Genomic DNA, 17,534 nt, shown 5'->3' with positions numbered 1-17,534 from the left:
GATACAAAACTTTAAAAGCAACTATACTTTAGGGACTCTAATATACTATAAAAATCTTATAAATGAAATTATTGTTTGCTGATTATCATGGATTTATTTATTCCTTTTGATTTTATAAAATAAACTCCGGAAGGATATTCTGAGATTGAAATAACATTTCCTGCACCTTCTTTAATTTTACTTCCTGTGACAGAATAAATAGTCCATTCCAGTTCCTTTGACAAATGAAATATTCCTTTTGAAGGATTAGGATAAACGATAATTTTGTTAGATTCGGCATTTGGGTTTTCGACGCCTAAATTGCAGTTTTCTACCATAAAAGCAACCGTTTTGGTATTGTTTCCATTTGAGTTTGCTACGGTTAAAGAAACATTTCTTGTTCCTTCAGTCGAAAAAATAACAGCATGCGGACCAATTCCGGTTGCAGTTTGAGGTTGTGCACCAGCGCCAAAATTCCAAGAATAAGAATCGACAGTGCCAACAGAAACCGATGCGAAATTTACAGCAGTATTTAAACATCCCATTTGCGGACTGAATTCAAAATCGGCAATAGGAGCAGTGGTGCTTCCAGAAAGTACAAACTCCATTTTATTGATATTGATGTCATTTTCTTCAAAGTATAAAGTAATCACATGCGTACCTTGTGTTAGCGGAATGTTTGGAATTGCAACCGTCTGCCAGTTCTGAAAACCTCCAGTATTAGGTATATTGACAGTTCCAGTAGCATTTACACTATCTACTTTTAAATGCAGTTTTCTTGTATTGTACGGCGTAGCAATTCTTAAGTTTATAGTATAATTTCCTGTCGTATTTACTTTCGCAGTATATTTCAGCCATTCATCTTTTACAACATATGCTAAATTAAATCCGCCCTCGTTGCAGGCTTCAGTTCCAACACGGTCTCCGGGTCTGTATGCAGTGTCCCCTCCGGCGTTTATATCGAAAATTGCTTCTGGACCAATATCATAGTTTTCAGCTTCGATTACGCCTGGTATTTGAGCAATTATTCCTTGATAAGGTGCATTTTGAAGTACAGTTGGAGTGTAAAAAGCTGTATAAGTTATAGTTCCTGTAGCTGGAGCTTTAAAAGTTTGATTCGCTGCTCCACCTTGACTCCAATGGTCAAAATCGTAGCGAGTGTTGCCTACGTACTGAGGAGTTGGTGCATTTAGCGTTTGTAAAGCAGCATTGGCTACAACTTGTTTAGTAGAAGGCGCTGTAACTGGCTTTTGATTGAATTCTAAATTCAGAGGTACTGGCGAACTTGTTGTCGTTACATCAACTAAATTAGGTTTAATATCAACAAAGCTTGTTGCTGTCAATCCATTGCTGTCTGTTACTTTTACGGTAAAACGATACCAGACATTTGGTGTTTTTTCACCCTGATTGGAAGCTGTGAAATTTCCAGATTTTACGCCCTGCGGACTTGCTCCTGGATGCGAATGTCCTGCTCCCGGAATGTCTTCGTGAAAAAGATCCATGCTCCACGAAAAAGCACTTGCAGGAAGTACTCCGTCTTCAACATCGTTTGCTGTGGCTTCAAAATAAACCACATCATCGGCATTCCATTTTAATGTTGGTAATGGAGAAATGATAGAAACTGTTGGAGCATTGCTAAATGGCGTTACTGTTAAAACAGCCTGATTACTCGTTACATTTCCCGCTGTATTGGTCACCAAAACTCTATAATTTCCTGCATTTGCTGCTGTTACGTTTGGAATGGTATAGCTTACGCCAGTTGCTCCATTGATATTTACATTATTAAACTGCCATTGATAAGTTAAACCAGTTCCGCTTGCAGAAACCGTAAAAGTTACCGGTTTTGTTTCCATTATAGATTGTGAAAGCGGATGATTTACTATTGTTGGCGCAGCAGTTTCGATATAATCCAATTTGATTAAGGAACCGTTATTTCCGTAAGCACAATAATAGATATAGCCATCGTTTCCTAGCATCATTCCCAACGCTTGCTGCTGCGGAGCGTTAAAAAATACTGTCGAAACAGGATCTGCAATATTTGGGTCAAATGATCTGATTTCTGTTCGAACAAAATCTTTTATAATAAATTTTCCCTGAAGATTTGGATAACGAGATATTGTCGGGTTGTAAAGCAGACCGTTTGTCAAAGCATTTCCAATACTTCCGGTTGCGTAAGTAAATATCGGATTGGTAAATAAATTGGTTTCAGTTTGTTTTCCGTCACCTCCCTGTGGATGTCCCCACGCATAATTACGAATGGTTGGATTACTGATTTCGTTGACTTCTTCCCATGAAGTTCCAACATCCAAAACAAATAGTTTGTTGGCAGTTTCATTGGCAACTAATCTCCATGGATTTCTAAAACCATATACCCAGATGCTCTGTCTTTGTACAGAACCGCTTCCGTAGTATGGATTTCCTGGTGCAGGTTGTCCATCTTCTGTTAAACGAAGAATTTTTCCTTTATAAGTATCTAAATCCTGAGAATTGGTATTCTGCTGACTATCTCCAACAGTAACATAAAGGTATCCATTAAAGAATTTTAAGTCGCCGCCATTATGAAATCCGCCGCCAATTGGTTCTAAAAGCAAAATTTCTTGTCTACTGACAACCTGATTGTTAGTGTCAATCTTAACTCGTTCAATTCTATGACGAATTACGTTTGCATCATTTATGGAATAAAAGACATAAACATAACCGTTTGTAGCAAAGTTAGGATGTAAAGTCAGTCCAAGTAAGCCTTGTTCATTGTCTGTTACGGTCGTCACTGTAAAAACGGTAGAAACAGCATTGTTTTGAAATACTTTTACTATTCCGCCTCTTTCTGCTATAAAAATTCTCCCGTCAGAAGATTGTTCAAGCGCGAGACCTTCTCGTATTACTGCTGTCGGAGCAAGATTTTGGGTAATATATTGCGAATGGGCGAGTGTACAAACAAATAAAACAGCTATAGATAATAAATGCCTGAATTGCCTTTTGGCTTTAAGTAGTAGATTTTTTCTCATAATTATTCAGATTTTTTTGACTTGGGTAATCAAATTTAGTCCTTTTCTGTATAATTAATTGAGATTCAAATGTTATGTTTTCTATAGAGAAAAATAGTAGCAGAATCGAAATCAGGAATACTTGACAGTTAGAATTATTCTGTAAAGTTTTTGTAGTGTTTTAGCTGTTTAGTAAAAACAGGCTTAAAAGCACTATTTTCCTATAATTTCCTTGCGATGTAAAGTTCCCCATTCATTTAATGCACTGATGACTTTATATAAAGTGTGGCTGTGTTCTGTTCTTGAATATTCAACGGTTGGAGGGAATGTATCATAAACAGTTCTAATAACTAATTTGTTTACCTCAAGATCTTTAAGTTCTTTGGAAAGCATTTTATCTGTGATGCCGTTTATGTCTTTAGAAATTTCTTTAAATCGTTTTGGTCTGTTCGATAAAGCAATCAAAATGGGTAGTTTCCATCTGCCGCTTAAAACTTCGAGAGCATCTCTTACCGGTAACAATGCAGCGAGGCATTCTTCTGGCTGACAGTCCATTTCTTTTGTTAATTCACTTTTTGTTTTCATGTATAAACTGTTACTATCCTCAAGTATAGCGCTATCCTTGAGGATAGTACTATAAAATGTATAGCAAATGTATATAAGTTTGTATCGTAAAACAAATAATATAAATTATGAGCCAGAAAATTCTAAAAATAATAACAAGTACCAACGGAGAACATTCTTTTAGCAATCAGTTGTCGAGTGCGATTATCGAAAAATTATCAGAAAGTAAACCAGGTACTGAGATAAAAATACTTGACCTTACGAAAACGCCATTACCTTATTTGACTAACTCACATATCAGTGCCGTTTATACTCCAGCAGAAGCACACACACCGGAGCAAACAGAAGTTCTAAAATATTCAGACGATGCTATTCAAACTTTATTAGAATCAGATATAATTGTAATTGGTGTGCCTTTGTACAATTTTGGCATTCCAGCAGTTTTGAAAGGATGGATTGATCAGATAGCGAGAGCAGGAAAAACTTTTAGCTATGCAGACGGAAGCCCGAAAGGTTTGGTTACCAATAAAAAAGTATATCTTTCTATCGCTTCTGGAGCTATATTTTCTGAAGGACCTTATAAAAGCTATGATTTCTCAGAATCTTATTTGAGAGCTGTATTTGGATTTTTAGGAATGACAGACGTAACAACTTTTCGTGTAGAAGGAACAGCAATTCCTGATTTTGCAGCAAATGCATTGCCGAAAGCGTTGTCTTCTGTTGAAGAATTTGCTTTTTAAGATTGGAATAATTAGATCTTTGTCAAAGTTTAAAACTTTGACAAAGATTTCTTTAAAGCAAAATATTACTTCTCAATTATCATAGTTACTCCTTGTCCGCCGGCCGCACAAATAGAAACTAAACCTCTTCCTGAACCTTTTTCATTTAGCAGTTTTGCCATTACACCAATAATTCTTCCTCCGGTTGCGGCAAAAGGATGTGCTGCTGCTAAGCTACTTCCTTTTACGTTGAGTTTTTCTCTATCAATAGCACCTAAAGTTTTCTTTAAACCAATAGATTCGCTTAATTCTGGACTTTCCCAAATCTTTAAAGTTGCTAAAGTTTGAGCTGCAAAAGCTTCGTGAATTTCATAAAAATCAAAATCTTGTAAATTTAGCTCTGCTTTTTCCAGCATTCTAGAAGCTGCAAAAACAGGCGCTAATAATAGATTCTGCTGATTTTTAACATATTCAATGGCAGCAATTTCAGCAAAAGTAATATAAGCTAAAATTGGAAGTCCTTGTTCTTTTGCCCATTCTTCACTGGCTAAAAGAATACAAGATGCTCCATCTGTAAGCGGAGTAGAGTTTCCTGCTGTCAAAGTTCCATTAACTTTATCAAAAGCGGGTTTTAGTTTGGCTAATTTTTCAATTGTAGAATCTCTTCTTAGATTATTGTCTTTTTCTAATCCGTTAAAGGGAGTAATCATATCATCAAAAAAGCCTTCGTCGTAAGCTTTTGCCATATTCAAATGACTTTTTAATGCGAATTCATCTTGTTCTTCTCTTGAGATTTTATAATGTTTTGCTGTAATTTCGGTATGTCCGCCCATTGAAAGACCTGTCTGAGATTCTTCGTTTCTTGGTACTAACGGACTTAAATCACTTGGGCGAAGTTTTAAAAAAGTTTTTATTTTACTGCACAATGATTTTGCTTGTCTGGCTTCTAAAAGAATTTTTCTAAGTTTTTCGCTAACTGCAATCGGCATATCACTAATAGAATCTACACCTCCCGCAATTCCAGAATCTATTTGTCCTAGAGCGATTTTATTAGCAATATAGATAGCACTTTCAATTCCGGTATCGCATGCCTGCTGTAAGTCGCATGCAGGTGTAGCAGGGTCAAGACTCGTTTTCATGACGCATTCTCTAATCAAATTATTGTCGTAAGTATGTTTGATAACAGCACCACCGGCAACTTCACCTAATAATTTTCCTTTCAAATTGTATTTGTCAATTAAACCATCAAGAGCGGCAATCATCATTTCTTTGTTACCAACATTAGAGTAGGCTGTATTTGCTCTTGCAAAAGGAATTCTGTTGTAGCCAACGATGGCAACTTTTCTTGTTGTATTTGATTTCATAAAAGGAGACTATTAGTTGAAAATTGTATTTGATTTTTGCATTATAAAGATAAACATACTATTTAGTTTAAAACTTAATGTAGATTAATTTTTAGGATAATACTTCACAAAAGGTTTTTAGAACGGGAATTCTATACTAATTCATTTTAAAACGTGATATTTATTTAGAACGAATAAAAATAATTTGGAAAAGTTAAGTTTTGGATTTACTTTTGTCGCATAAAATTTAAAACCCAACCAAAATGAAAATAATTTTTGATGCAAAAGTTTATTTTTTCGTGTTGTTTTTGAGTTCAATAAGTATGATTGGACAGCAGCTTGGATCTATAAATGGAAAAGTTTCCTTAACTGGAAATAAACCTGCAGGAGATGTTTCTGTAACTTTAAAAGGAACTAAATATTCAGATGTTACTAGTGTTTCAGGACATTACGAAATTAAAAATGTTAAACCGGGATCATATACTATTCTTTTAAGAGGAGTAGGTATTCAGCCAGTTGAAGATAATATTGTGGTAAGTGCAAAACAAGCTTCAGTTAAAAACTTTGTGCTTTCAGAAAGTCAGGAAGATCTTGAAGAAGTTGTAATTAAAAAGAACAAATATAAGCAAGACAAGCCTTCATTATCATTACGTCTTCAGACTCCAGTTTTAGAAATTCCTCAAAACGTACAGATTGTAAGTGGTCAAACCTTAAAAGATCAGCAGATTACAAGTATGAGTGACGGGGTTATTCGTAACGTAAGTGGTGCTGTACGTTTAGAGCACTGGGGAGATTTGTATACAAATATCACAATGAGAGGTTCTCAAATTCAGGCTTTTAGAAACGGATTTAATGTAGTTTCTTCTTTCTGGGGACCTTTAACAGAAGATATGAGTTTTGTTGATCATATCGAATTCGTAAAAGGCCCGGCTGGATTTATGCTTTCTAGTGGTGATCCAAGTGGTTTATATAATGTTGTGACTAAAAAACCAACAGGAGTTACAAAAGCTGAATTTACTGCAACAGCTGGAAGCTACGATTTTTATAGAGCAAGTATTGACTTTGATGGTAAATTAGATAAAAAAGGAAAATTATTATACAGATTCAATGGATCTGCTCAAAATAAAGGTTCTCACCGTGCTTTCGAACGCAATAACCGTTATGTAATTGCTCCGGTAATTTCATATCAAATTGATGATAAAACAAAAATTACTGCGGAATATAATTTTCAGTATGCAAATATGACTGAGGTAGGTTCTTACTATGTTTTTGGACCAGCGGCTGGTGGTTATGCAACTTTGCCAGTTGGATTCACGATGACGCAGCCAGGACTTCCAGATACTAATATTCAGGATCATAGTGGATATTTAATGTTCGAACATAAGTTTGACGAAAACTGGAAACTTAGTGCACAAACTTCATATTTCAAATATATTCAGCAAGGATATAGTTCTTGGCCAGGTGTTGTTGGTCCAGGTCCAGTTGATAGAGATTTTGATGGTGTTCCTGAAGGAAATCTTGCTTACGGAGAAATCATTAGAAATGTGGGTATTTGGGATGCAGAAAGTAATATGTATTTAGGTCAAGTATTTGTAAACGGAAAATTCAATTCTGGAAGTGTTTCCCACAAAATATTAGCAGGTGTAGATTTAGGAAGCAAAGATTATATGGCAGATTGGGGACAATCTCATGATTTAGATACGGCAGCAAATCCTTTTAACGTATATAATCCTAATTATGGAACTCCATCAAATGGTTTCCCACAATTTGATCATACAACGCCACTTTCTGTAAGAGCAGCTGCAGCCGGAGGTTTAATGAGTACAGAGTATGCAGCAGGATATGTTCAAGACGAAATAGGATTTTTTCAAAATAAAGTAAGATTAACACTTGCAGGAAGATATACTTGGATTAGTCAAGCAAGCTGGGGTGGAGCTCCAATAGAAGATAGCCATATTACACCTCGTATTGGGTTAAGTGTTTCTATTGATGAAAATACTTCTGTATACGGATTATACGATCAAGCTTTTATTCCGCAATCTGGTGTTATTAGAAATGGAGATAAAGTGAAACCGCTTACAGGAAACAATCTTGAATTTGGTATTAAAAGAGATTGGTTTGACGGTTCATGGAGTACAACTTTATCTGCATACAGTATCTTAAAGAAAAACGAACTTACAAGCGATCCTGCAAATACTCCGGGACAGCAATTTAGTGTTGTATTGGGAGAAAAAAGAGCACAAGGTGTTGAATTTGACGTTAGAGGAAAAATCTTTGAAGGTCTAAACTTAATTGCAAACTATGCTTTTACTGAATCTATTGTAAACGAAGTTGATCCCGCAGTTTCAGCAGCAACTGGAATTAAAAAGGGTGATATTGTACCGGGTTATGCTAAACATACAGCAAACGCATGGTTAAATTACACACTTCAAAATGGTAAATTAAAAGGATTAGGCGCTTCTATTGGAGGAACATTCTATGATGGACGTCAAACTGATACTTGGAGCGCAGGATTAGAAAGATTGCCTTCTTACTTTAAATTAGACGGAGGTTTATCATATGAAACTGGTAAATTTAAAGTTACCGCAAACGTATTCAATATCTTAGATAAATATCTATATAGCGGTTCATACTACAGCTGGTTAAATGCTTACTACTGGCAGACTGAAGCACCAAGAAACTTTAGAGTTGGTGTTACTTATAAATTGTAAAATTTTAGGGACAAAGGTTCAAAGTAACAAAGATTCAAAGATTCAAAGAGTTCAGAGATTTTTAAATTGCCTCCAGTTTTAACTGGAGGTAATAAATTAAGGTTATAAAAAAGGCTTTAGCCAAACTTCACTAGTTTGGCTAAAGCCTTTTTTGATTTTATCTATATTTCATCCAACTAAAGCTGGACGCTATTTAAAATTTTGATTAAAATATTACCCCTTTTTAATCAACGGGATTAATTTCGTTCCAATTAATTCAATGGCACTCATTAATTGTTTATGAGTTAATCCAGCATTATCCATTTGAAAAGTAAATCGGTCGACACCTCCAAGCGCTTCGCTGTGGCGAAGGATTTTTTCTGCTGCTCTTTCTGGACTTCCAACAATTAAAACGCCTAAATCATCAATTAAGCCATCAAATTTACCTTTTGTTACTGGAGGCCAGCCTCTTTCATATCCTAATTTGGTCCACAATTCAGCGTAACCAGGATAATATTCTTCGATTGCTTTTTCTGTTGTTGTGCCAATGTAGCCTGGCGAATGCAGTCCGATTTTTAGTTCTTCAGGTTTATATCCTGCCGCTTTTCCTGCTTCACGGTATAAATCTACAAGTGGTTTAAAACGATGCGTTTGTCCGCCAATAACCGCAACCATTAAGGGAAGACCAAGCGAACCAGCTCTTATAAAAGATTCTGGTGTTCCGCCAACGCCAAGCCAAATTGGCATTTTTTCTTGTAAAGCTCTCGGATAAACAGGAAGATCATTTAAAACAGGACGAAATTTTCCTTGCCAAGTCACAAATTCATTATCTCGAATCTGCAACAGCAATTCCAACTTTTCTTTAAAGAGAGCATCATAATCTCTCAAATCATATCCAAAAAGTGGATAAGCTTCAATGGCAGAACCACGTCCAACTACGATTTCGGTTCTTCCTTTCGAAATTAAATCCAAAGTAGCAAAACTTTGATAAACACGAACTGGGTCAGCTGCACTCAATACTGTTACGGCACTTGTCAAACGAATATTTTTTGTTCTAGCGGCCGCCGCACTCAAAATAACGGCTGTAGCAGAATCCAGAAATTCTTTTTTATGATGTTCTCCAATTCCGAAAACATCAAGACCAACCTGATCTGCAAATTCTATTCTTTGCAAAAGCTGTTCCATGGCATCAACACTGCTCAAAGTGTTGTTGTCTCCATACATTGCCGAAGCAAAACTGTCTATTCCTATTTCCATTTTTTTTAAGCTTTAAGCTGTAGGCTATAAGCTTTAAGTTTTAAGCACTTTAGGAAGCCTAAAGCCTACAGCTTATAGCCTACAGCGATATTAATGTGAGAAACCGAATGAAATACTGATAATAATAATGGCAATTACAATCAGTGTAATTCCGACATACAAATAATCTTTTTCCAATAAAAATGAAAAAAGCGAGAGTAAAACGCGTAATACTGGAGTTAAAAACAGTAAAATAATCCCTGTAAAGATTAAAGATGCGCCATCTCCTGTAATTGCTCCATTGTAAACAGCAGCGATTACTTCAAATATATTTCGGTCATTTTCTTTAAAAACAGAATAATCTTCAATTTGAGTTCCGTGGTTTAATAAATAAACGATTCCGCCAATAAAAGCTACTGATAATGAAATCCAAACACCATAACGAAGTAAATTTCCGATGATGGTTTGAAAATCTTTTTCTCCAAATTTTTCTTCTTGTACCATATTAGATTTTTCCATTTAATCCGTTATAAATCATGTTTACAGCCAAAACAAAAATAAGGCAGGCAAAAAAGATTCTCAATTTCTTGGGATTTGTTCGCACTAAAATTTTGGCACCAGCCATTGCTCCAAAAAGAACTCCAATTACAACAGGCATACAGATTCCTGGTTCGATATATCCTTTTTGAATATAAATTACCGAACTCGCCATTGCTGTAACGCCCATCATAAAATTACTAGTCGTTGTAGAAACTTTAAAAGGAACTCTCATAATATTGTCCATTGCAATTACTTTAAAAGCGCCAGAACCAATTCCCAGAAGACCAGACATCATTCCTGCAACTCCCATCATACTGAAACCTCCCAGTACATTTTTTGTTCCGTACTTTACAACTTCGCCGTCGTGAGTAGGGTAAGTTCCTTCCAGTTTTAGTTTTTTAGCCAACGGACTAGATTCTAAAACAATATGCTCTTCTTTTTTTCGAAGTGAATTGATTGCTGAGAAAATTAACGTTAAACCGAATAAAACGGCTATAAAAGAAGTAGGGGCAACGGTAGAAAGTAAAGCACCGCAAACAGCTCCGATAGTAGTGGCAATTTCAAGAAAAATTCCCATTCTCATGTTGGTAATTCCTTCTTTTACATAAGCTGCAGCAGAACCTGAAGAGGTTGCAATAACAGAAACCAAAGCGGCTCCAATAGCATAATGAATGTCGACACCGAGAATAATAGTAAGAAGCGGAATGATAATAATTCCACCTCCCAAGCCTGATAATGAACCGATAAAGCCAGCTAAAAAAGCGCCTAGAATCATAATCAGCGTAAAAGTAAGTATTGTCATTTAAGATATGTTTTTGTATCTGCTAATTTACGAATACAAATTTGTTCAAGAACTTAAATATACCTTAAAAATGTTTTAGTATTCAGTCTCAGTATTCAGTCTCAGTTAGCGTTAGAGTCGAGAAGCTTTGACAAAGCTCGATTTTCTTAACGTAAATACTGAAAACTGCGACTGCAACTGAAAACTAAATAAAGCGGTATATTTGAAAAATACAATGATTATCAAAAAGAGCAGTCTTGAAGAATAAAATCCTAACTTATTCCTTAACGCATCATAAGAGTTTGTTTTCTCATGCAGATCAGAAAGAATATTTCTATATTCAGACTAGTGAGCATCCTTACGTTAGCGAGCCTTATCGCGCAGAAAGTTTTGCCATTGAGTTTCTAAGAAAAGGCAGTATAATCGTGCAGATCGGACTCGAGAAGAAAGTAGTTCATGCGCCAGCTATTATTACTTTGGGACCATCTGTCATTAGAAGTTTTTCTAAAAATAATGATGAAATTTTAATCGATATTATATTCTTTAAACCGCATTTTTTTCTTGAAAATCAAGCAAACGTATTTTTCCTTTCGCAATATGATTTCTTTGAAAATAGCCAAAGTCATTTGTCTCAACTTACAGAAACAGATGAAAATAGATTTAAGCGTATTTTTAATCTGATTAAAGAAGCATCAGAGGGAAATTCTAAACATCAGGCTTCTATTTTAAGGAGTTATCTATATATTTTGATTTATGAGATCGATGCTATTCAGATAGAAAAAGGCTCTACAGAAGTGCAAAACACTTTATATGAGAAATTTAAAGAACTTCTTTTTAAAGATTTCTTGAATTTTAGAACGGTACAGCATTACGCCGATGAATTGAATGTAAGCCGAAAATATTTGTCTGAAATCATTAAAAAACACAGTGGCAAAACGGCAAGCGACTGGATTAACGAAATGGTAATTTTGGAATCTAAAGTTTTATTGCAGAATAAAAAGATGTCAATTAATCAGATTAGTGATTTGCTGCATTTTTCTGACCAATCTGTTTTTGGACGATTTTTTAAAAATTATGAAGGAATTTCACCCTTAGAATATCGAAAAAAACAAAACGAATAAAATTAGCTTTCCGACCTTTTGCACAAATTTGAAGTCCTTTAGCCCTTTTTTCAAGCTAAAAATCAACGCAACTTTGCTCTCTTATTATAAAGAAAAAGAAATGAGTAAAATTGCAAAATTTGTTGTCATAATTAACGATAATGTGTCTTGGATGGAAGAAAAAGCCATTCAGTTTTATAGCCGTTTATTCGAACAAAAAGTAGAAGGAGAAAAATATGTTGAAATACATCTCTCTCAAAAAGAATTATTTAGAATTCAAAATGATTTTTCGATTGAGATTCTAATGGCGTATGATGGAGAAGTACCGCAATCTTATTTGAAATTAAATTCTTCACGAATATTAAATGAAAATCTTGGCGCATCAAAAGCAATAAATCTAAGCGAAATTATTTATTTTGATGAAGAAGATTTAACAGTGCTTATTAAACGTGCAGAAGAAATTGCTCGCCAACGAAAACACGATTTAATTTGGGTAAGTGCTTTTTCTTGCGATGCAATTTTAATCAAAATGCTATTATCATTAGATTATGAAGAATTTGATTATGAAGAAAGCATTGAAGATCAATTTTCAAAAAGAATTTATTTTCGAAAAAACTTAAATGATTTAGCTTTTAGCTGAATGATTTTTGATTGACTATAAACTTTGTCAAAGTTTTGAACTTTGACAAAGTTGAATACAACACAAAGCTATATTCTATTGTCAACCGCAAAAGATGACTTGCCGATATTAGCCAGTAGTAATGCCGCTGCGGCGCTTGTCCATACTGAATAATCTAAAGGTGCTTTTACAGAAACCGAAACAGCCATTGCAAATCCAAAGAAGAAAAGTAAAACGGTAGTTCCTAGAGCTGCGATTCTGGTTTTAAATCCAAATAATAATAAAAGACTCAATAAAACTTCAAAGAAAGTTGCTGCTGCACCCAAAATTTCTGCTGTGGCTTTATTTGCATAAGGATTTAAGGTATTGGTATAGATTACAAAGTTCTCCCAATTTCCCCAAGCGACGCCATTAGAGCCTGGTGCGCCCCAAATTCCGAATCGATCAGCGACCGCTGAAAGCATTGTGATTGCTAAAACTATTCTTAAAATTAAACCTGCTTCTAGTATGGTTATGTTTTTCATTCTAATTATTAATTTTTATTTCAATGTCTCTTAAAAAATTTCCTTTAAAAGTAAAGAAAAACTGTTTGGTAATTTTTAATAACGACAGAATCATCGGCAAATTGTTTAAAATGCTCGACAAAATACATTAATAGGGATAGAAGATAATCTATCCCTATTTTTAAATGAATGTTTGAGAATGAAAATTATTTTATTATTAAAGCTCCAGCGAGGCAAAATATTTATAGAATTTCAATATAAAAAATGGCAAAAGCTCCAGAGGAGCGACATATTTTTTTAATATATGTCGCTCCTCTGGAGCTTTATATTGTAACCGTTTATTCTTTTCTATAAATATGCCGCTTCTCTGAAGCTAAAAAAATAGAAGCTTTTCTTTTGAGAAAGCTTCTATTTTTTGTTTTGAAATTCTTATTTCAATGTCGTTTTGATCACAATAGCAGCTTGCTGTACAGCAGTTTGGATAGCTGGTACATTTGCAATCGGATTTAAAAGTCCATAATCGTGAATCAAACCGTTGTATCTAGTTAAAGTAACAGGAACTCCAGCTTCATTAAGCTTTCTGGCATAAGCTTCACCTTCATCTCTTAAAACATCATTTTCAGCAGTTTGAACAAGAGCAGGAGGTAAGTCTTTTAATTCTGCTAAACTTGCTTGTAATGGAGAAGCGTATTTCTCTGTTCTTTTAGCAGTATCAGGCAAGTAGTTGTCCCAGAACCATTTCATCATGTTTTTAGTTAAGAAACGTCCGTTGGCATATAAATTATAAGATTCAGTTTCAAAATTAGCATCCGTTACAGGCCATAATAAAACTTGTAATTTAATGTGAGGACCTTTTTTATCTTTAGCCATTAAAGTAATCGCAGCAGTCATATTTCCGCCTACACTGTTTCCCACAACAGCAAGGTTTTTACCGTTTACGCCAATTTCTTTTCCGTTTTCAGCTACCCATTGCGTTGCAGCGTAAATTTCGTTAATCGCTACTGGATATTTAGCTTCTGGAGACGGAGTATAATCTGGGAAAACCGCAACTGCACCGCTTTCTACAACCAAATCTCTAACTAATCTTCTGTGAGTAGGATAATCACCTAAAACCCATCCGCCGCCGTGAATAAAGATAAATACTGGCGCATTTGCTTTTGCTCCTTTAGGTTTTGTAATATGAATTTTTACTTTTAGTCCGTTTTGAGAAATTACTTTTTCAGATTCTTCGATACCAGAATAATCCACTTCAACTGATTTTTGTGCGCCTACTAAAACGTTTCTTGCATCCGTTACAGATAATTGTTCTAATGGTTTTCCGTCACCTGAATTTAATGCATTTAAAAAGCCACGAACTTCTGTGAAAATTTCTGGATCATTTTGACCTTTATATGGTCTTTCTTGTGCTGAAGCAATTGTATTTACGATGAACAATGCTGCAATAAATAAACTCTGTTGTAATACTTTAATAGTTTTCATATCTTTTATGTTTTAATCATTTATAATTTGATAGGACAAAGATATGGCGGTAATAAAGCTCTAAAAATGGATAAAAGTCTATTCTAATTGTACATTTTTCCCTTGAAGGTATTTTTTCTTGAAATTCGACGGAGTATCGCCAACTTTATGGGTAAAAAGTCGGTTAAAATAGGCGGGATCTTCATATCCGAGCTGGTAAGCAATCTCTTTTACGCTTAAAGAAGAATAACCCAAAAGCCTTTTTGCTTCGAGAATAATGCGGTCTTTTATAATATCGTTAGGCTGAGTAAGCTCTAAACGATTGAATTTATTCGAAAGCGTTTTGGGAGCAACGCCTAAAATATCAGCATAATCGGCAACGGTATGTTTGGTTCTAAAATGAATTTCAACCAAACGGCTAAAATCCCTGAAGAAATCCATTTCTTTGGAAGGTTCTTCATTTAAAATGCCTAATTGTTGGATTTTCCAGATTCGCGTTGCTTTAATAATAAGTTGTTTCAAATAAGTCCGAATCATTTCTTCTTGAGAAGAATCGGGAGAAACAAACTCTTCCTGAATCTGATTGAAAATACCTTCAATAAACAAAACCTCTTTATCAGGTAAAGTTGTCATTGGCATTTCAAATATATTATTGAATAACAATCCGTCGCAAGCAACTTCGGCATCATGAATTTGTACGCAATAGAAATCACGATTGTAATACATAAAATACCCCTGCTTTTTTCCTTCTTTATTAATTTGCAGATATTGATTGCTGTTGATGAAAAACAGAGAAGGACTTTTAGTTTGATATTGTTTAAAATCAATAGTAACCTGATACTCTTCCGGAAGATATAATACCTTAATATAAGCTTTGTATTCGTCGCTATTAATTTCTTCTACGGTTTCCTGATTAAGAGTCAGAAATCCTAGTTTTTTATAATTTGATTCAAATACATTATTAAGGCTCATTGCGGTTTGTTTTGGATTTTAAATTTAATGATTTTCTTTAGCGGAAGCGGAATTATTCAGGACCAATTTGAAGATGCTCGAGTTTTTTGCCAACCAAAGTTTTTTCGCCGACAATTTTGAATCCAAGTTTTAAATAAAGATTCTTTGCCAACGGATTATCTTCTTCCACCAATAATCCTAAAGTTTGTTTGTTTTGATGAACATATTCGTTAATTAAAAAAACAAGCAGTTTTGAACCAATTCCTTTCCCTTGATGATTTGGATTTACACCTAAAGAATCGATATAAAATTCTCCTTCTTTTGTTTCAAATTCTGGATCAAATTCAGGATTGTGATTTTTTCTAACAAATTCAATAATTGGATTTCGTAAAGTTTCTATATCAGCACCATTATAAATATTGACTGCTCCAATGATTTCGTCGCTTTCTTCTGCAACAAAACAATTTTGATAAGAGTATTGATTGTTTTCTCTTTCAATGAAATATTCGAGAAAGTCTTTCGCGGAAGCGTAATCTTTTTTATTCAAAAATTTATAGATAATATCTTCCATTGCCAATAATAATATAGGTGCAATATATTTTGAATCGGATTTGTCGGCTTTTCTGATATTCATAGAGAAATGTTTTTAGCAAATTTAGTTTTAAAAATTATTTCACGCAGATTTTAGAAGATTTAAGCAGATATTGACAGATTCAAAATAAAAAATCTGTATGATCAGCTATAATTTGCAAAATCTGCGTGAAATAAAAAAAACTTAGGATCTCAGTAGCTTAGCCCCGATATCTATCGGGATAGATCTTTGAAAAAAATGTACAAATATACATTCGATATATACCAATTATGAGATTTAAACTAAGCTTATATTTGTAATATAGTTTTATTTAAACATTAAAAAGAAATGAAAGCAATAGGATTTAAAAAATCATTACCCATAGAAAACCCAGAAAGTTTTATCGAATTTGAAACAGTAAAACCAATACCTGGGCCACACGACTTATTAGTAAAAATAGATGCCATTTCAGTAAATCCAGTCGATTTTAAAATTCGTCAAAATAGTGCAAAGGATACTGTTTTAGAAACACCAAAAATTATCGGTTGGGATGCCGTTGGAATTGTGCAAGCTGTTGGGCAAGAGGTAACTTTGTTTGAAGTAGGAGATCCTGTTTATTATGCAGGAGATATTACCAAACAAGGAAGTAATGCCGAATATCAGATTATTGATGAAAGAATTGTAGGCAGAAAACCAAAATCTTTAAGTATTGAAGAAGCCGCAGTTATTCCGTTAACAGCTTTAACGGCTTGGGAAATTTTATTTGACAGAATCAGAATTAGCGCTGAAAAAGACAAAGGCAAATCAATTTTAATTATTGGAGGTGCTGGCGGAGTAGGTTCGATTGCTATTCAATTGGCTAAGAAAATTGCGGGTTTAACTGTTATTGCAACAGCATCGCGTTTAGAAACTATAGATTGGTGCAAACAGCAAGGAGCTGATTTTGTAGTAGATCATAAAGATTTAATTTCGTCAGTTCGTGAAGCAGGTTTTGAGCACGTTGATTTTATTTTAGATTTTGTAGACACCAATGCTTATTGGGATTCGATGGTAGAACTCATTAAACCGCAAGGACATATTGCCTCAATTACCGGAAGTGCAGAACCTGTTGCATTAACGAAACTGAAAAGTAAAAGTGTTTCTTTTTCATGGGAATTAATGTACACACGTTCTATGTATCAAACAGAAGATATGGTAGAACAGCATAACATTTTAAATATTGTTGCCGATTTATTAGATGATGGAATATTAAAGACGACTTTAAATACAACTTTAAATGGATTAACAGCCGAAAATCTTAAGAAAGCACATGAATTATTAGAATCTGGAAGAACAATAGGCAAAATCGCTATCAAGTTTTAAGGTTCAAAACAGCTTTAGAGATAGTTCAAGATTGTTATTTAGAATAATTTTAAATAATATTGTTTTAGGAAAACAAATTTTTGTATTTTCGTCAGCTTACAAGCCAAATTTGTATTTAAATTTTTAACCTAAAA

At 34.3% G+C, this 17,534-nt stretch carries 15 protein-coding genes; 5 read left to right on the top strand and 10 right to left on the bottom strand.

Annotated elements, in window-relative coordinates:
* Nucleotides 1-68: 68 nt before the first annotated feature.
* Both HNP35_RS14090 and HNP35_RS14085 read right to left on the bottom strand, forming a co-directional pair.
* Nucleotides 69-2,984 (bottom strand): PQQ-dependent sugar dehydrogenase, encoded by a 2,916-nt coding sequence (locus HNP35_RS14090; protein WP_184163178.1) that lies wholly within the window; start codon nt 2,982-2,984, stop codon nt 69-71.
* A gap of 192 nt (nt 2,985-3,176) precedes the next feature.
* Nucleotides 3,177-3,548, bottom strand: coding sequence for a winged helix-turn-helix transcriptional regulator (locus HNP35_RS14085; RefSeq protein ID WP_184163175.1), 372 nt, complete (start codon nt 3,546-3,548; stop codon nt 3,177-3,179).
* Nucleotides 3,549-3,655: 107 nt separating this feature from the next.
* Between HNP35_RS14085 and HNP35_RS14080 the strand changes: the two genes are divergently transcribed.
* A complete protein-coding gene (locus HNP35_RS14080; RefSeq protein WP_184163172.1) occupies nt 3,656-4,267 on the top strand; it encodes an FMN-dependent NADH-azoreductase in 612 nt (203 codons plus the stop codon).
* 65 nt (nt 4,268-4,332) lie between these two features.
* On the opposite strand, the gene HNP35_RS14075 is transcribed toward HNP35_RS14080, so the two are convergent.
* Nucleotides 4,333-5,610 (bottom strand): acetyl-CoA C-acetyltransferase, encoded by a 1,278-nt coding sequence (locus tag HNP35_RS14075; RefSeq protein WP_184163168.1) that lies wholly within the window; start codon nt 5,608-5,610, stop codon nt 4,333-4,335.
* A gap of 242 nt (nt 5,611-5,852) precedes the next feature.
* Between HNP35_RS14075 and HNP35_RS14070 the strand changes: the two genes are divergently transcribed.
* Nucleotides 5,853-8,300 (top strand): TonB-dependent receptor, encoded by a 2,448-nt coding sequence (locus HNP35_RS14070; protein ID WP_184163165.1) that lies wholly within the window; start codon nt 5,853-5,855, stop codon nt 8,298-8,300.
* Nucleotides 8,301-8,513: 213 nt separating this feature from the next.
* Here the strand turns inward: HNP35_RS14070 and HNP35_RS14065 are convergent, their stop codons facing one another.
* The 3 genes from HNP35_RS14065 to HNP35_RS14055 all read right to left on the bottom strand — a co-directional run bounded on the left by HNP35_RS14065 (nt 8,514) and on the right by HNP35_RS14055 (nt 10,857).
* A complete protein-coding gene (locus tag HNP35_RS14065; protein WP_184163162.1) occupies nt 8,514-9,536 on the bottom strand; it encodes an LLM class flavin-dependent oxidoreductase in 1,023 nt (340 codons plus the stop codon).
* A gap of 90 nt (nt 9,537-9,626) precedes the next feature.
* Nucleotides 9,627-10,034, bottom strand: coding sequence for a DUF1634 domain-containing protein (locus HNP35_RS14060; RefSeq protein ID WP_184163159.1), 408 nt, complete (start codon nt 10,032-10,034; stop codon nt 9,627-9,629).
* On the bottom strand, nt 10,021-10,857 hold the full coding sequence (locus tag HNP35_RS14055) for a sulfite exporter TauE/SafE family protein (protein WP_184163156.1): 837 nt from the start codon (nt 10,855-10,857) through the stop codon (nt 10,021-10,023). Before HNP35_RS14055 ends, HNP35_RS14060 begins: the two co-directional genes overlap by 14 nt.
* Nucleotides 10,858-11,093: 236 nt before the next feature.
* Here HNP35_RS14055 and HNP35_RS14050 point away from each other — a divergent pair, with 236 nt between their 5' ends.
* Nucleotides 11,094-11,957 (top strand): AraC family transcriptional regulator, encoded by an 864-nt coding sequence (locus tag HNP35_RS14050; protein ID WP_184163153.1) that lies wholly within the window; start codon nt 11,094-11,096, stop codon nt 11,955-11,957.
* 100 nt (nt 11,958-12,057) lie between these two features.
* The gene (locus HNP35_RS14045; RefSeq protein ID WP_184163150.1) at nt 12,058-12,576 is read left to right on the top strand and encodes a hypothetical protein; all 519 of its coding nucleotides are present in this window, start codon (nt 12,058-12,060) and stop codon (nt 12,574-12,576) included.
* Nucleotides 12,577-12,644: 68 nt separating this feature from the next.
* Here the strand turns inward: HNP35_RS14045 and HNP35_RS14040 are convergent, their stop codons facing one another.
* The 4 genes from HNP35_RS14040 to HNP35_RS14025 all read right to left on the bottom strand — a co-directional run bounded on the left by HNP35_RS14040 (nt 12,645) and on the right by HNP35_RS14025 (nt 16,101).
* Nucleotides 12,645-13,079, bottom strand: a complete 435-nt coding sequence (locus HNP35_RS14040; RefSeq protein WP_184163147.1) for a DoxX family membrane protein — start codon at nt 13,077-13,079, stop codon at nt 12,645-12,647.
* A gap of 408 nt (nt 13,080-13,487) precedes the next feature.
* Nucleotides 13,488-14,537: an alpha/beta hydrolase gene (locus tag HNP35_RS14035; RefSeq protein WP_184163144.1), complete on the bottom strand. Its 1,050-nt coding sequence runs from the start codon at nt 14,535-14,537 to the stop codon at nt 13,488-13,490.
* A gap of 78 nt (nt 14,538-14,615) precedes the next feature.
* Nucleotides 14,616-15,488 (bottom strand): helix-turn-helix domain-containing protein, encoded by an 873-nt coding sequence (locus tag HNP35_RS14030; protein ID WP_184163141.1) that lies wholly within the window; start codon nt 15,486-15,488, stop codon nt 14,616-14,618.
* Between the two features lie 52 nt (nt 15,489-15,540).
* Complete coding sequence (locus HNP35_RS14025) at nt 15,541-16,101, bottom strand: GNAT family N-acetyltransferase (protein ID WP_184163138.1); 561 nt, start codon at nt 16,099-16,101, stop codon at nt 15,541-15,543.
* Nucleotides 16,102-16,386: 285 nt separating this feature from the next.
* Here HNP35_RS14025 and HNP35_RS14020 point away from each other — a divergent pair, with 285 nt between their 5' ends.
* A complete protein-coding gene (locus HNP35_RS14020; RefSeq protein ID WP_184163135.1) occupies nt 16,387-17,400 on the top strand; it encodes a zinc-binding alcohol dehydrogenase family protein in 1,014 nt (337 codons plus the stop codon).
* The last annotated feature ends 134 nt before the right edge of the window (nt 17,401-17,534 follow it).

Source organism: Flavobacterium notoginsengisoli (assembly GCF_014207905.1).
Taxonomy (GTDB): domain Bacteria; phylum Bacteroidota; class Bacteroidia; order Flavobacteriales; family Flavobacteriaceae; genus Flavobacterium; species Flavobacterium notoginsengisoli_A.
This window is presented reverse-complemented; position numbering and strand designations above follow the sequence as displayed.

Excerpts from the sequence above, each read along its gene's own strand:
- HNP35_RS14035 (WP_184163144.1), bottom strand. The coding sequence starts at position 14,537 with ATGAAAACTATTAAAGTATTACAACAGAGTTTATTTATTGCAGCATTG.
- HNP35_RS14045 (WP_184163150.1), top strand. The coding sequence starts at position 12,058 with ATGAGTAAAATTGCAAAATTTGTTGTCATAATTAACGATAATGTGTCT.
- HNP35_RS14030 (WP_184163141.1), bottom strand. The coding sequence starts at position 15,488 with ATGAGCCTTAATAATGTATTTGAATCAAATTATAAAAAACTAGGATTT.
- HNP35_RS14025 (WP_184163138.1), bottom strand. The coding sequence starts at position 16,101 with ATGAATATCAGAAAAGCCGACAAATCCGATTCAAAATATATTGCACCT.
- HNP35_RS14065 (WP_184163162.1), bottom strand. The coding sequence starts at position 9,536 with ATGGAAATAGGAATAGACAGTTTTGCTTCGGCAATGTATGGAGACAAC.
- HNP35_RS14070 (WP_184163165.1), top strand. The coding sequence starts at position 5,853 with ATGAAAATAATTTTTGATGCAAAAGTTTATTTTTTCGTGTTGTTTTTG.
- HNP35_RS14020 (WP_184163135.1), top strand. The coding sequence starts at position 16,387 with ATGAAAGCAATAGGATTTAAAAAATCATTACCCATAGAAAACCCAGAA.
- HNP35_RS14085 (WP_184163175.1), bottom strand. The coding sequence starts at position 3,548 with ATGAAAACAAAAAGTGAATTAACAAAAGAAATGGACTGTCAGCCAGAA.
- HNP35_RS14080 (WP_184163172.1), top strand. The coding sequence starts at position 3,656 with ATGAGCCAGAAAATTCTAAAAATAATAACAAGTACCAACGGAGAACAT.
- HNP35_RS14040 (WP_184163147.1), bottom strand. The coding sequence starts at position 13,079 with ATGAAAAACATAACCATACTAGAAGCAGGTTTAATTTTAAGAATAGTT.
- HNP35_RS14060 (WP_184163159.1), bottom strand. The coding sequence starts at position 10,034 with ATGGAAAAATCTAATATGGTACAAGAAGAAAAATTTGGAGAAAAAGAT.
- HNP35_RS14055 (WP_184163156.1), bottom strand. The coding sequence starts at position 10,857 with ATGACAATACTTACTTTTACGCTGATTATGATTCTAGGCGCTTTTTTA.
- HNP35_RS14090 (WP_184163178.1), bottom strand. The coding sequence starts at position 2,984 with ATGAGAAAAAATCTACTACTTAAAGCCAAAAGGCAATTCAGGCATTTA.
- HNP35_RS14075 (WP_184163168.1), bottom strand. The coding sequence starts at position 5,610 with ATGAAATCAAATACAACAAGAAAAGTTGCCATCGTTGGCTACAACAGA.